The sequence below is a fragment of the Saprospira grandis DSM 2844 genome (assembly GCF_000275825.1).
Lineage (GTDB): Bacteria > Bacteroidota > Bacteroidia > Chitinophagales > Saprospiraceae > Saprospira > Saprospira grandis_A.
On the sequence record NZ_JH719942.1, the window covers coordinates 4,195,496 to 4,209,695 of the forward strand.

Below are 14,200 nucleotides of genomic sequence, written 5' to 3' on the forward strand. Positions count from 1 at the left end.
TCAATTTAATGTCCCTGAATATTTAAAACCTAACGATACACCCCCGATTTCTCAATAATTTCTCGCACGGCATCGGGCACCCAATAACGAATACTTCCTCCATTAGCTACTTGCCGACGAATATAAGTTGCCGAAATTTCTACCAAAGGTGCTTCTGCAAATAAATGAATGCTCGGATGATTTTCCAGCTCGCCCAAACTTACTTTGGGGCGTTTATATACATAGATAGCATGATGCGCCAAAATTTGCTCATAATTTTTCCATTTGGGCAAAGAGCGCAGATTATCGCCCCCCATCAGCAAAACAAATTCATGTTCGGGATGCTCTTCTCGCAAATAAGCCAAAGTATCTACGGTATAAGAGGGTTTGGGCAAATCAAACTCGATAGCGCAGGCCTTTAAACCGGGCTCCTCCTCCACCGCAGCCTGCAACATTTCTAAACGCAGGTAATCATCGGCCAAAGTTTTTCGTTCTTTATGTGGATTATGCGGACTAAGCACTAACCATAACTCATCCAAAGGACTATGTTGCAGCAAATAACTGCTAATCATTAAATGCCCGATATGAATGGGATTAAAAGAGCCGAAAAAGAGTCCTACTTTCATAATTTTTAATTTATTCTGCCGAAAATATACAGCCTTCTTTTCGGATTGCCCTAGATGGCTCCGTTTTTTTGTGACTTTAGCCCGCCTTTAGTATCTTTAAGTAAAACAGACCTTAATTATGTGGAAAAAATACCTTTTTTGGCCAGCTTTTATGGCCCTGCCCTTTCATTTGATGGCGCAAGCCCCCGAAGGATCGGGCCCCAACTTAGTTCCGAATCCCGGTTTTGAAAAACTCAGAGCGAAACCACCAAAAGGCGATCTCGATGGCTTTAAAACCTTTCGCTATAGTATTTCTGATTGGTCGAGTCCTTCTTTATCGACACCTGATTTAAAAATTGTGTTTCCACAAACCCTAAAGTCGGCAAAAAGAAACAATGAAATCATTGACGAACCCCATTCGGGCTATAAAATGGCCGCTATTTTAACGCACAACCCAAAATCGGAACGCAGCAGCGTCTATAGAGAATATGTGCAGGCCAAATTGACCCAAACTTTGCGCAAAGGAACCGAATATTACTTTGAATTTTGGGTCTGCCGTGCCGTTCGCTCCAAATATGTAAGCAATAATATTGGGCTGGCCCTCTCGCCTACCCGACTCACCAAAGGAAAAACTTGGGACCCGCTCACCGAGATTAAACCCGATTTTAATGTGGAAGAGGTCATCAATAAAGATAAAAGAGAATGGGTGAAGTATTCTGGCACTTTTGTCTCGCCCAACCGATCTAATTGGATTATCCTCGGCAATTTTTTCGATAATGAAAAAACAGAAATGATCGAAGGCTCTGCCGATCCCGCCGGAGATTTTGAAAATGCCTACTACCTCATTGATGATATCATCCTTTGCGAGCTCAACTTTAAAGAAGAGCCCCCCGCATTGCCTCCGCCCCCGCCCCCCAAAGTTGGCGATGTGGTTAAATTGGACCGCATTTTCTTTGTGACCGCAAAATGGGGCCTCTTGCCCGAATCTAACCAGCAATTGCAAGAGGTTATTGATCTGCTCAATGAATATCCAAGTATGGAAATTGCCATTCATGGGCATACCGATAGCCGCGGAGACAATAGCTACAACCAACGCTTATCTGAAAACCGCGCAAAATCGGTCTATAATTATTTGGTCCAAAAAGGAAGCCTGGCCCCAAATCGCTTAAGTTATAAAGGCTTTGGCGAAAGCAACCCCGTTGCCGACAATAATACCGCTGAAGGCCGACAAATTAACCGCCGCGTAGAGTTTACCGTCACTAAAGTAGATGCCGAAAATCTCGAAGTCGAATACGAAACAGAAGTTAATCCTTATACCGATGAGGATTAACCCCATTTTATAAGCACTTTAAAGCCCAAAAGTAAAATTTTGGGCTTTTTTTTGGGGCTGCCCCTCGCTTCGCTCGGGTCGCTACGCTTCACAGCTCGCTGTTCGCTCGGCCCTGCGCAAAAAACAAGTTTTTTGCTGGGTCTGCGGCTGCGCCGCACTGCTGCGCATCGCTCATCCGCTCATCTGTTTTTTTTTCTTTGGGCTGTTTTCTTCGGCAGTTTTGGCTTCTTGTTTTTTCTATCCCGCATAAATTTCATAGGACCCCTGGGCCAAGAAAAAAATTGTCATCCCCTCATTCGAGGGGATTTTTCTTGGCGGTTGTGCTTGGACGGTTGTTGTTTTCTTGATGGTTTTAGATCTATTGGTTTTTCGCCGAGAAAAAATTATGGCCTTTTTATAGACACTGTGGGTTGAAACCCACAGCCATACAACAGTCCTATTCTACATCTATAGTGCGGAGAGGATTAAAATCCTCTGCCGCTTTGAACATGATGGTTTTTGGTCCATTGATTTTCCCCAAGAGAAATTTTTGCCCCTGTTTTTTTATGGAGGTTTTTAAACCTCCATTTAAAATGAAATGCCTTTTTGTTGTCTGGCTGTAGGTTTCAACCTACAGACCACCGCAGTTTTTCCGCCGAAGAAAAATGCTATTATTTTTTTATCCCATCACTAATTGAAAACCGCTATTTGAAAGGGGGAGTTTAAGGGCCAAAGAAAAATTAGTCTATATAAATTAGCTCATGACGTGTTTCTGTTTCTACAGCTTTAGGGGCTCCAATTCGGAAGATCCCTCCAGTCTTGTCATAAGGAGCTCCTGAAAATTCTTCTGTTGAAAGGTTAATATCTATCCAATAATTTTTATAGACTTCTCTCTTCGCTTTTAATTGCTTATAGAAGCCGAGGTCTGGCAACTGATACCAATCTGCAAAGAAATAACCATCTTCTTCATATTCTAGAACCAAAAAGTCTAACTCTTTAGCAGGAACTGTTGGGGGATGAGGTGTTGTGTAGGAACGAAATCGAAAAATTTGCTCATTTTTTTTGCTAATCAGGTTAGTCCTTGTCCATTTCAACTCAGGAGTTTTTTTCCCTAGCGCAATATTAATATAAAAAGCCTCTGCTGTAAGTTCATTTGAAAAACGAATGTAAGGGCTATAGGATAACTCATCGCTACTATTCACAACATATTTTTTATCAAAAAACTGCTTTTCACCTTGAAAATCAATAACTACAGAAGATTCATCTTTTCTTAAGAACGCTAAGGCAATTTGATCTCCCTCAACATAATGATAATAAGAAGTGGCTCTTTGCACTCCAATATTTTTAAATGGCAAAGCATTTAACCCAATGACTAAACCAGAACTCATCAAGATGATACTATCTTTTTGTATAGGCTTAAGCAGCTCTCCAAATCCTTTTTTAATTTTTTTGGCATTCAAACTTTTTAGCATTTTTCCTTGCTCATCTAGCAAATAAATTTTTCGCTTTTGGCCTTTTCGGTTCTGCTCAAAAATGACAAATTGTATTTCATCCCTCCCCTCTAATGATTCGGCTTCAAAATATTTTTCCTGAAAAAAAATGTTCTCCCGATTTAAAACGTCATAAATAAAACAACCTTCTTCTTTCTTATTGACCCACCAATAGCGCCCATTTTTAGAGAGTTGTTTTAACTCTTCTTTTGATCCTTCCTGTATCGGGATGAGTTCTCCAGAATCATAATAATAAATCCCCACCCCCTCTTTGATAAATAAAAAAAATGCCGTCTCGCCAGTTTGACTAAGTTGTTTTAAGGCTACTTTTCCAGCAGAACTCTTTAAAGTAGTCACCTTTACATCTTTTGCCCTTGAGTAGCTGTCGTAGTAAATAGCTGTAAATTCTGAGCCCCTAAGCTTCTTTTCTAGGATAATCTGATTTTTATCCTGATAGAAAATAGTTGGATAAGAAGATGCATTAGCAATATCTTTGGGAAGCAAAGTTTTTTGCCCATTAAAGGAATTAAACAAATAGACTTGCTCATCCCGCATAAAAAAGAAAAAAGCAGAACGAGGACCATAAGCTTTTTCTTGAAGAAAACCATATTTATCAGCCTCAATGACCTCCTGGACCTTCCCTTTTAAATCAGTAACCCAAAATGTTGTTTTAGAACGCTCACTATACGGAGAACTAATAAAAAATAATCTGTTCCCTTCTAAAATAGAAATTAGGCGCGGCTCATCAGCCAGAATCGAATCAGGCAAATCAGTTACACTAAAAATTGTTTCTGTAGCTAAATCAAAAATATCTACCTGCTGAAGATTATTTTCCTCGTACCCAATTGCCCAGTAGCCCGCACTTATATCCTGAAGGGAATTGCAGTAATAAGGCTTTGCCCAAATTTTTTTTCCAGTTCGAGCAGAATAACAAATACTACTATCTCTATTATAATAAATAAGTTGAGGAAGCCTATAGTTTATAGCAGTGATAGAGTCTTCTTTGACCTTTGTATGATTTTTTAGGTCTAGCAAATAATCATTATCTCCTTGGCTTGCTCTCGCAAAACGATCACTGCCAACAAAAGCACTGATATGATCAAACTTTTCTGCTTCAAAATAAAAACTTTTTGTTTTTTGATCTACTAGAAAATCATGATGAGTTAAAACTGGAATTCCTTTTTTGCTCTCCCAAAAAGGACTGTCTCTTTTTGGAAAGCTATAGGAATGTTTTAGCTCAACTTTTGTCAAATCTTTGCGGTAGGCTTTTTCCACTGACCAAGCAGACTTATAACGAAGATAAGCCATTGGTTTTTCCACTAAACTATCTTTTTCAAAGGGAAGCAAAACTTCTCCTTCAGCAGATAATAAACCAAAAAGCCCAAGCCGCTCCGCAATATAGCGGCCATCTGTGGTCTCTTCTAAATGACTGTAATAACTTTTCCAGTCTTGCGCAAAAACAGTGGAAGACAAAGAAAGTCCCAAAAAAAGCAGAATGATTTTGTGCATTTTTTATTTAAGATTTAAAGTTTGGATGAAAATTTCACAAAGCTAAAAAGAACAATTAAAAAAAAGAGTTCCTTTTGGGGCTGCCCCTCGCTTCGCTCGGGTCGCTACGCTTCACAGCTCGCTGTTCGCTCGGCCCTGCGCTCTCCTCGGGTTTTTTGCTGGGTCTGCGGCTGCGCCGCACTGCTGCGCATCGCTCATCCGCTCATCCATTTTTTTTCTTTGGGCTGTTTTCTTCGGCAGTTTTGGCTTCTTGTTTTGCTAAGCAGCTTGCTGAACAGCATATTTTTCTGTTGGGCCATATAAAAGATCCAAGCCATTTAGCAAAACCTGATAATAGAGAGCAATAAAGCGGTTGAGCAAAGCCAAAGGCTTTTGCAAAAGCCGTAATTTTGGCGAGGAAGAAAGGGCTTCCTCCTTTTTTTGCCCTTTTTGCGGCAAATCTTTCTGAGATTGCCCCTGCAATAAGCCCATGCTAATGAGTTGCTCATAAATAAGGGCCAGTTCTGCAACTTCTTCTAAAATGCTTGTAGGTTGGCCCAAGGCCTTAAAAATGAGGAGAAATTCGGCAAAGAAAAATTTTCTGCGGCCAATAAAATGGTCCAAACCCGCAGCGCGCAGGCGTTTGCGCAAGGTCGGATAAGAAATGCCGTAAAAAGCCTTGAGCATTTTCTTGCTCAATTTATAATCCTGCATTTTTTGTTCGAGAGTCATCATGGGGCTATTTTTTTTGTTGTTTTTAAAGTTACGGCTAAAAAACAACAATAGCAATAGACTGAAGCATAATTTTTTATCTAAAAAATTGCTTGTTTTTTGGCCCAATTGCTAATTGAAAGCCGCTAATTGAAAGGGGGAGTTTTCTTGGAGCTAAAATTTTTTCCATTTTCCAGCAAACAAGGGCTTCAGCCCGCCAGTTTGCATAGACTTACAAGCATGGGCTTCAGCCCATGGCCATAAAACAAGTTCCACACTAAAATTAAAGGCTAAAAATAATGTCTATTATTAGCACCCATAAATTTCATAGGAACCCTAGGGCCAAGGCCCTAGGCTAAGAAAAAAATTGTCATCCCCTCATGCGAGGGGATTTTTCTTGGCGGTTGTGCTTGGACGGTTGTTGTTGTTGTTGTCACTAAAAAATCAGGGATAAAAATAATTGCTATTATTTCTGCCCTGGGCTGAAGCCCAGGGTTGCTGACTTGAGCGAACTAGCGGACTAAAGTCCTTGTTCGCTTTTTTTGGGCGGTTGTTTTTTTCTTGATGATTTTAGATCCATTGGTTTTTCTCCGAGAAAAAATCCATTCATCGCCTAGGGACAAGCCCCTAGGCTAAGTTTTTTTATCAGCCCTCTAAAGAGGGCCTCTTTTTATTTTGCTAAATTTCTGCGTCTAGAAGGAGCAAAGCGACTGGCCTAGCGATGTGCAGCAGTGGCCGCAGGCCAGAGCAAGCAAAAAACTTGTTTTTTTGCGCAGGGCCGAGCGAAGAGCGAGCTGCGAAACGTAGCGCCGCAAGGCGAAGCCGCAGCGGAGGCCCCAAAAAATAGCTCTAATTTTTATCCAAAATGAAAAGTTCTGTAGTTCTAAACTTTCTTTTCTTTTCAAAAGCCCTTACTTTAGGCCAAGGAAAAAAATAACGTCAAACTATGCCTCAATATCAACTCCCTGTATTATATGTAGCGGCCAACAGCGAAGAATTTCAAAGTTTGCAGCATTTTTTTGCTGGCAGCCAAGTCCAATTAGTGGCCAACCCCAGCCCCCAGCAGCTAGAAAATAGTGAAGAAAAAGTTTTGTTGCTGCTTAGCGATAACTTTTTAAAAGATCATGCGGCCATGCAAGCGCTGAGCTCGCTGATGCTAGAAACCGAGCGAATTTTGCCCATTATTTTAAATGGTCGACAAAAAGATGCCGCCGGAAATATTACGGAAACGCCCACGCAGACAAAAACGATTCATGAACTCATGCGCTACCGAGATTTTTGGCATGAGGAATGGATTCGCCTGCGCAAAGCCAACCGAGAAGCAGAAGCCGATGAATTGGAAGAAATTGAAGCGAAAAAACTTTTTGCCAAGCGTTTATCGACAAATATTGGCAGTTTTTTGCGAAAAATCAATGCGCTTTCGCCTAGTCCTTGGGCCGACTTTGAAGCCAGCGAGTTTAGTCGCCTTTTGCAAGCAATCGATATTACAGCTTTGCCAAAAAGCGAAGAAAAACCAGCCTTTATCGAAGAGGAAATTGAAGAAGCTCCCGAAGCAGAAGCTCGGGCCGAAGAAGAAATTTTGGAAGAAGAAAGCCCTGAAGAAACGCCCCTAGAAGAAAAGGAGGAAGAAGAAGATTGGCCAGAAAATTCTGTTGAGGAAATGGAAGAGGAAGAAAAAATAGCGGCGGAAGAAGAGCCTTTGGAAGCTGTAGAAGAGGAAAAATCGGAAGAAATTCCGACCGTTTTGGAAAAAGAAGAAAAAGAAGAAGCTGTGGCCGAAAAAGTAGTTTTAGAAGACGAAAATTTGGAAGCGGCCCAAGAATATTTGACAGAAGTTCGCTCTTTGGATGCGCTTTTTGTCATTGCAGAAACCGAAACGGAAGAAGCGGATTATGAAGTGGCGCGTTTGGCTTATGAGCGAATTTTGGCATTGGATCCCAGTAATGGTCGCGCTTTGATTTGGTTGGCGCGTTTGTTAGATCGTCATTTTGAGGAAGAAGAGCAGCAATTGGCGCAAGAATATTATAAAAAAGCGATTTTTGTCAATGAAGAATCGGCAGCGCTTTATTATGAGTATGCTTTGCATTTGCGCAAAAGATTTGCCTCATTATTTAGAGTGAATGAATTATTGCATCGGGCCTTAGAAATTGATCCGCAATATGAGTTAGCTTATTTGGCTTTGGCCGATTGCCAGGCAAAACAGGGACAAATTGAAGCGGCCAGAGCAAATTATTTGCAAGCTTGTTTGCTAAATCCCGAATTGCAGGCTATAGAATTGGACCAGTTGTATAAAGTGATTCGTTTAGAGGAACAACAAGCATTGGCCGAAGAATTACAGTTGCCCGAATCGGAAGAAGAAATTTTGCCTTCGCCTCATGCCGAAGAAGTGGTTTTCATTACTGGCGCAACTTCTGGTATTGGTCGGGCTACGGCTTGGCAGTTTGCTCGCGCAGGTTACCGTTTGGTCTTGGCTGGTCGCCGAGCAGCCCGTTTAGAACAACTTTCGGAGCAATTGCATGAAAATTTTGAGCAGTTGGAAGTGCAAACGCTTTCTTTTGATGTTCGAAATAAAGCAGAAATTGATGCCGCCTTAGCCAAATTGCCCGAATCTTGGGGCAATATTGATATTTTGATCAATAATGCAGGCTTGGCAAAAGGTAGAGGCCCCATTCATGAGGGAAAAATTGAAGATTGGGAAACCATGATTGATACCAATCTAAAAGGATTACTTTACTTGAGCCGGGCGATCAGTCCGATTATGGTCCAAAATAAAAAAGGATTTATTATTAACATCGGATCGATTGCAGGCAAAGAAGCTTATCCTGATGGAAATGTTTATTGCGCCACTAAAGCCGCTTTAGATATGCTCACCAAAGGAATGCGTTTAGATTTGCATCGCTATGGCGTTCGGGTAGCCGCTATTCATCCGGGACATGTAGAAACTGAATTTGCTTTGGTTCGTTTTGATGGCGATGAAGAAAAAGCAAAAATTTATGATGATTTCACGCCTTTGCGAGCCGAAGATGTAGCGGAAACTATTTTCTTTGTGGCTAGTCGCCCAGAAAGAGTAAATATTCAGGATTTACTGCTTTTTGCCAATCAGCAAGCTGCTGCGGCCGTTATTGATCGCTCTGGAAAAAAGTTTGAGTAAAAGCTTTAGAGAAATAAAGAGAGGCGCGCAGAAAACAAAAGTTTTTTGCGCGCTTTTTTTTGGGGTAGTTTTTCCACCAAACGAACTAATACAAACATCTTTTAGGCAAAGATTTTATTTCACCGCCGAAAAATATGCTCATGTATTATCGCTATTTATTTTTGTTCCTCTTTTTTCTGGGGGGAATTCAGGCTACGCAAGCTGCGGGAGCTCCGCAATATATTGTGGAGATTGATACTTTGGTTCCGCCACCGCCAGCACGACCACAATGTCTAGATTTTATAGATCATGAACCAATCTGTTGTTATTATCTCAAAGAGCACTGCCAAGAAAACGAAAGTGATCAAGAACGAAAACAATGTGGCGATCTAGCTTTAAGAGATGATTTAATGTCAGCCTTAATTTACCCTAAAGCGGCCAAAGAAAAATCTTTGGAAGCAACAGTTTACATTCGCTATACGGTAACTGTGGAGGGAAAAATGAAAAATATTGAGTTGGCCAAACTAGTAGGAGAAGAAAATATGGGCTTTGAAGAAGCTGCATTAAATGCAGTAAAAACGGTAGCTAAAACAGCAAAATGGGAAGCAACAAAACACAAAGGGAAATATATCCCGATGAAAATGGTTGTCCCTATTAAATTTAAATTGGAAGAGCAGGATTAAGCTTTTGCTCCATTTCCCACCAAACGGACTGATACAGACATCTTTTAGACAAAGCTTTTATTTCACCACTGAAAAACATGCTCATGTATTACCGTTATTTATTTTTGTTCCTCTTTTTTCTGGGGGGAATTCAGGCTACGCAAGCCGAAACAGCTCCGCAATATATTGTGGAGATTGATACTTTGGTTCCGCCACCGCCGCCACCGCTGCCCGTACCGACTGAAATTATAGATCATGAACCAAAATATTGTTATTATCTCACAGAAAACTGTTCAGAAGACGAAAGTGCAGAAGAGCGAAAAACCTGTGGGCAGTTAGCGTTGATGAAAGATTTATCGGCTGCTACAATTTATCCTAAGGCTGCCAAGGGAAAAAACATCAATTCGGTAGCTTATATTCGATTTGTGGTAACTGCCGAGGGGAAAATGGAAAATATTGAACTTATTCGATTTAAGGGGGAAGAAGAACTGGGTTTTGAAGAAGCTGCATTAAATGCAGTAAGAACCGTAGCTAAAACGGCAAAATGGGAAGCGGGCCAAGAATTCGGAAAAAAAGTTTCGATACAAATGGTTGTACCGATTCGCTTTAAGTCAGAAAAAGATTAGCGGATCGAACTCCTTTAAAAATTAGCAAAATTGCAACTAGCTGTCTATTTTGGGCGGCTAGTTTTTTTATGGACCTATTCAAGCCGTCATGTTAAAATCCAACATTCTCAAATTATCTCTTTTTGCCACTGGTCTTTCGGGTATTGTGGCCGAATACATTTTGGCCACCTTGGCCACTTATTTTTTGGGCAATTCTGTTTTTCAGTTTACGATTGTCTTGTCTGTCATGCTTTTTTCTATGGGCTTGGGCAGTAGGATTTCCAAGTATTTTGAAAAGAATTTGCTGAGCAGCTTTGTCGTGATTGAGTTTACGCTTTCGCTTTTGGTGGCCTTTTCGGCTTTATTTACCTATACGGCCACGGCTTATATGGAATATACGGGCGTTTTTATTTATAGCTTTTGTATTCTGATTGGTTTATTGATTGGGATGGAAATTCCCTTGGTGGTTCGCCTCAATGATTCTTATCAGGAGTTGCGGGTCAATGTTTCTGCGGTGATGGAGAACGATTATTACGGCAGTTTGATTGGCGGATTATTTTTTGCTTTTGTGGGTCTTCCCTATTTGGGCCTCACCTATACGCCTTTTGTTTTGGGGGCCGTCAATTTTGGCGTGGCGCTTTTATTATTGGTCTTTTTGGGCCAACTTTTTCCCAAAGCCCATAAATTCGCCTTTAAGATTGGGGCTTTTGCAGTGGGTTTAGTGCTTTTGGCTGGTTTTTTTGCGGCTGAGCCCATTGTTCTTTTTGGCGAACAGAAACGCTACAAAGATAAAGTCATTTTTCAGCATCAATCTAAGTATCAAAAACTGGTTATTACTGAGTGGAAGGGCAATCATTGGTTTTATATCAATGGCAACCAGCAATTATCTACCTTAGATGAATGGATGTATCATGAACCCATGGTCCACCCTATCGCCAGTTTGCATCCCGACCCCAAAACGGCTTTGGTTTTAGGCGGCGGAGATGGCTGCGTAGTCCGAGAATTACTCAAATATCCAAGCATTGAAAAAATTATGTTGGTTGATTTGGACCCCAAAGTGACAGAGCTGGCCAAAACAAACCCCATTTTTTTGAGCATGAATGACAGCGCCTTGCTAGACCCTCGGGTAGAAGTTCTCAATGGCGATGCTTTTCAGTATATGGAAAAGACCTTAGATTTTTACGACCTGATTTATTGCGATTTTCCAGACCCAAAAAGTATTGAACTGGGCCGTTTATACTCTTACGAATTTTACAAAATGTGTTATAAACAGTTAAGGCCAGGCGGGCTCATTTCTATTCAATCGGGCAGCCCTTATTATGCCAGCAAGGCTTTTGCTTGCATTGACAAAACAGTAAAAGAAGCAGGCTTTAGTACTTTACAAATTCATAATCAGGTACTTACACTAGGACAATGGGGCTGGACCCTCGGCGCAAAAAATTTACCCCAAGAAGGTTTTCTCAAAGCTTTAAGAAATGTTAATCTTGATCCGATTCCTACAAAATGGCTAAACAAAGATGCACTTTTGCATATTACCTCCTTCGGTAAGCCAGTAATTCCCATAGATACTGCAGAAATTGAAATCAACCGAATTCATGATCCTGTACTTAGCAGTTATTACCGTAAAGGAAACTGGGACTGGTATTAACTTCATCAACAACAACCCTCTCCTATGAAACAGTTATCAGTTTTTTTGCTTCTTTTTTGGGCCAGCCTTTCTTTTGCCCAAAACGAAAATGTTCCCACAGCAGCCAATGAAATTTGTCCTATCCTTATTGGTGAAACTATTCCTGAAGGAAGCCTGCAAAATACAGCAGGAGAATCTGTAGATGTTCAGGAATTGATCAAAAAAGAAAAGACCGTTTTGGTCTTTTATCGCGGAAGTTGGTGCCCCTACTGCAATAAACAACTTAGCGGATTGCAAGAAATTGAAGACCAAATAAAAGAGCTGGGCTTTCAAGTTGTCGCCGTCTCTCCTGACCTTCCAGAAAATCTCAAGAAAAGCATTGATAAACAAGAACTCAATTATCAGCTTTTTTCTGATAGCAAAATGGAGTATGCCCAACAACTGGGCTTGGCCTTTAAGGTAGACGATAAAACCAGAAAACGCTATAAAGCTTTTGGCATCGATTTAGAAAAAAGCTCTGGAGAAACACACTATCAATTGCCCGCACCTGCTGTTTTTGTCCTCAATAAAAAAGGAGAAGTTCAGTTTTCTTATATCAATCCTAATTATAAAGTGCGTTTGGCCCCCGAAATCTTGTTGGCGGTGCTCAAAGCCACCGAATAAAACAACAAAAGCCAGTAGATTTTTTCTACTGGCTTTTTTTTGATCTCTTTTTGGGAGATTTTTTATGTTTTGGGGCCCGCGGCCGGCTAGCCTTCGGCTAGGTCGGCCGCCGCTATGCTTCGCGGCTCGCAGGTCTGCTCGGCCCTGCGTTTTTTTTCGCTACGCTCAAAAAAACTAGGTCTGGCCCTTCGGGCCACCGCTGCGCAGCGCTGGGCCAAGGCCACTCTTTTTTTGTCTAAGCTGAACCATGATTAAATAAAACACAATCAAGAATGACCGCAGCCGCCAAAATTAGTTGTTCGTCTCCTTCATAGATTTCAACGCTATAAGTATCCGTCCATGCCCAAAACTTTTTAGACAATTTGGCTAATTGTTTTTCATTTGCACGAACAACAAAGTCTCTGGACCAAAAGCCAGCCTCAACTTGGTAAGTTGACCCTCCTGAAACCCTTAAACTAAAGCGATGTCCCCAAAGGTAAAACTGCTTACGTAATTCAGCAATGACTTCTCCCCTCTGTTTTATTTCAAACTGAGGAAATAGGCAAAAAAGCCGTCTTTTAATTTGAAACAACTCTTGTCCTGTTTTATACTCTCGAAAAGAAAGGTCCTTGCCCCAAGAAAAAAACTTTCCGTCTACCAAATAAATAATTTGGTCTAGCTCATCTCGGATTAGATAACTACTATCTAGACTCCAAGCTTTTTCCTTGAGCTCAAAGCGCTTTGGCATGACTACTTAGTTTGATTTCTTTTCAAACAGCACCAAATCAATCACAATAGCGGTGGCCAAGATAAAAGCCTCATCGCCCTCATAAATTTCAATGCCATAAGTATCGGTCCAATTCCAAAAGTCTTTAGATACTCTGGCAGAAAGGCCCGAAGCTCGGCGAAATTCAAATTCTCTTTGCCAAAAAGAGCCATCAATGGTATAATCATTTGGGCCAGGCACATCTAAGGTAAACTTTTGGCCAAACCACTGAAACTCCTTGCGGATCTCAGCCACAGAGGCCCCATCTTTCAAAATTTCAAAGCGAGGCATCAAGGTCATTAAAATTTGCTTGATGCGAAACAGCTCTTCGCCAGTATTGTAGTCCTGAAAAGAAAGGTCTTTGCCCCAAGAGAAAACTTTTCCCTTGACCGCATAAACAGGTTCTTCATTTTGGTCTCGAATGACATAATTGCCACCAAAACTCCAAATTTTTTCTTTCAATTGAAATAGCTTGGGCATATTAGTACGTTTTAAGGTTGTATGAGGATAAATAAGCCAGTGAGCTGGCTACAACTCAATAATAAACAAAAAAATTAAACTAAGCAATAAAGCCGCTATTTTTCTTGCCAAAGCCGAATATTGAAGCAAAGAAAACCGATGAGCGGATGAGGGATGGAAACTAGTGGCCGAAGGCCAGACCCAGCTTTTTGAGCAAAGCGAAAAAAGCGCAGGGCCGAGCGAGCAGCGAGCTAGTGCACAGCCCGACCCAAGGCCCAAAGGGCCGCAGGGGCAGCCCCCAAAAAAAAATAAACACTATTTTTTGTGACAAAAGAGGATTATCCTTTTCTTGAGTTTGTTTAAAAATTTCGTTTTAGGAAAATAAGTATAAAGGCTAAATAGTGTAGACTCGCCCAGTTGTCGGCTTTTCTTTCAAAACGAATGAGTAAAATTTTGAATGCGTCAATCCATGCGTTAGTTCGCTCAACAGAAAAGCGTTCTTTGTAAAGTTCCTCATCTATAATATCTTGATAATAAGCTTTTTTTCTATTTCTTTTGTTGTGGTCAATATTAGGGATAATGCCCATTTTTTGGCAGTTTTCTCTAAGTTTTTTGCTATCAAACCCTGCATCAGCATTCATAAATAAACCATCAGGAGAGATGTCTGAAAGCTGCAGATCGGCAAGCATTTTTTGGAAATGACTCTCGATTCAAACAAATCATTATG

At 40.9% G+C, this 14,200-nt stretch carries 12 protein-coding genes; 6 read left to right on the forward strand and 6 right to left on the reverse strand.

From position 1 onward, the window contains the following. Positions 1-29 precede the first annotated feature (29 nt). Positions 30-605, reverse strand: a complete 576-nt coding sequence (gene nadD, locus SAPGRDRAFT_RS18575) for a nicotinate (nicotinamide) nucleotide adenylyltransferase (RefSeq protein ID WP_002660984.1) — start codon at positions 603-605, stop codon at positions 30-32. A gap of 118 nt (positions 606-723) precedes the next feature. Between nadD and SAPGRDRAFT_RS18580 the strand changes: the two genes are divergently transcribed. After that, on the forward strand, positions 724-1,914 hold the full coding sequence (locus tag SAPGRDRAFT_RS18580) for an OmpA family protein (RefSeq protein ID WP_002660986.1): 1,191 nt from the start codon (positions 724-726) through the stop codon (positions 1,912-1,914). A 719-nt stretch (positions 1,915-2,633) separates the two neighbouring features. On the opposite strand, the gene SAPGRDRAFT_RS18590 is transcribed toward SAPGRDRAFT_RS18580, so the two are convergent. Continuing rightward, positions 2,634-4,892 (reverse strand): hypothetical protein, encoded by a 2,259-nt coding sequence (locus SAPGRDRAFT_RS18590; protein ID WP_002660988.1) that lies wholly within the window; start codon positions 4,890-4,892, stop codon positions 2,634-2,636. 258 nt (positions 4,893-5,150) lie between these two features. Then, entirely contained in the window at positions 5,151-5,606 is a 456-nt protein-coding gene (locus SAPGRDRAFT_RS18595) for a hypothetical protein (RefSeq protein WP_002660989.1), read from the reverse strand. A gap of 922 nt (positions 5,607-6,528) precedes the next feature. On the opposite strand from SAPGRDRAFT_RS18595, the gene SAPGRDRAFT_RS23200 reads away from it, so the two are divergent. From SAPGRDRAFT_RS23200 to SAPGRDRAFT_RS18620, 5 genes are all read left to right on the forward strand, one after another. After that, a complete protein-coding gene (locus SAPGRDRAFT_RS23200) occupies positions 6,529-8,733 on the forward strand; it encodes an SDR family NAD(P)-dependent oxidoreductase (protein ID WP_002660991.1) in 2,205 nt (734 codons plus the stop codon). Positions 8,734-8,867: 134 nt separating this feature from the next. After that, a complete protein-coding gene (locus SAPGRDRAFT_RS18605) occupies positions 8,868-9,395 on the forward strand; it encodes an energy transducer TonB (protein ID WP_253271374.1) in 528 nt (175 codons plus the stop codon). Between the two features lie 83 nt (positions 9,396-9,478). Then, positions 9,479-10,000 (forward strand): energy transducer TonB, encoded by a 522-nt coding sequence (locus tag SAPGRDRAFT_RS18610; protein WP_002660995.1) that lies wholly within the window; start codon positions 9,479-9,481, stop codon positions 9,998-10,000. Between the two features lie 88 nt (positions 10,001-10,088). Beyond that, positions 10,089-11,627 (forward strand): polyamine aminopropyltransferase, encoded by a 1,539-nt coding sequence (locus SAPGRDRAFT_RS18615; RefSeq protein WP_002660996.1) that lies wholly within the window; start codon positions 10,089-10,091, stop codon positions 11,625-11,627. A 24-nt stretch (positions 11,628-11,651) separates the two neighbouring features. After that, positions 11,652-12,269, forward strand: a complete 618-nt coding sequence (locus SAPGRDRAFT_RS18620; RefSeq protein ID WP_002660998.1) for a peroxiredoxin-like family protein — start codon at positions 11,652-11,654, stop codon at positions 12,267-12,269. 235 nt (positions 12,270-12,504) lie between these two features. Here SAPGRDRAFT_RS18620 and SAPGRDRAFT_RS18625 read toward each other — a convergent pair whose 3' ends face one another. From SAPGRDRAFT_RS18625 to SAPGRDRAFT_RS18635, 3 genes are all read right to left on the reverse strand, one after another. Further along, a complete protein-coding gene (locus tag SAPGRDRAFT_RS18625) occupies positions 12,505-12,996 on the reverse strand; it encodes an LURP-one-related/scramblase family protein (protein ID WP_002661000.1) in 492 nt (163 codons plus the stop codon). A 6-nt stretch (positions 12,997-13,002) separates the two neighbouring features. Beyond that, positions 13,003-13,494 carry an LURP-one-related/scramblase family protein gene (locus SAPGRDRAFT_RS18630; protein WP_002661002.1) on the reverse strand — a complete coding sequence of 164 codons (492 nt, stop codon included), beginning with the start codon at positions 13,492-13,494 and terminating at the stop codon, positions 13,003-13,005. Between the two features lie 338 nt (positions 13,495-13,832). After that, a complete protein-coding gene (locus SAPGRDRAFT_RS18635; protein WP_051018644.1) occupies positions 13,833-14,162 on the reverse strand; it encodes an IS5 family transposase in 330 nt (109 codons plus the stop codon). Between the last annotated feature and the right edge of the window lie 38 nt (positions 14,163-14,200).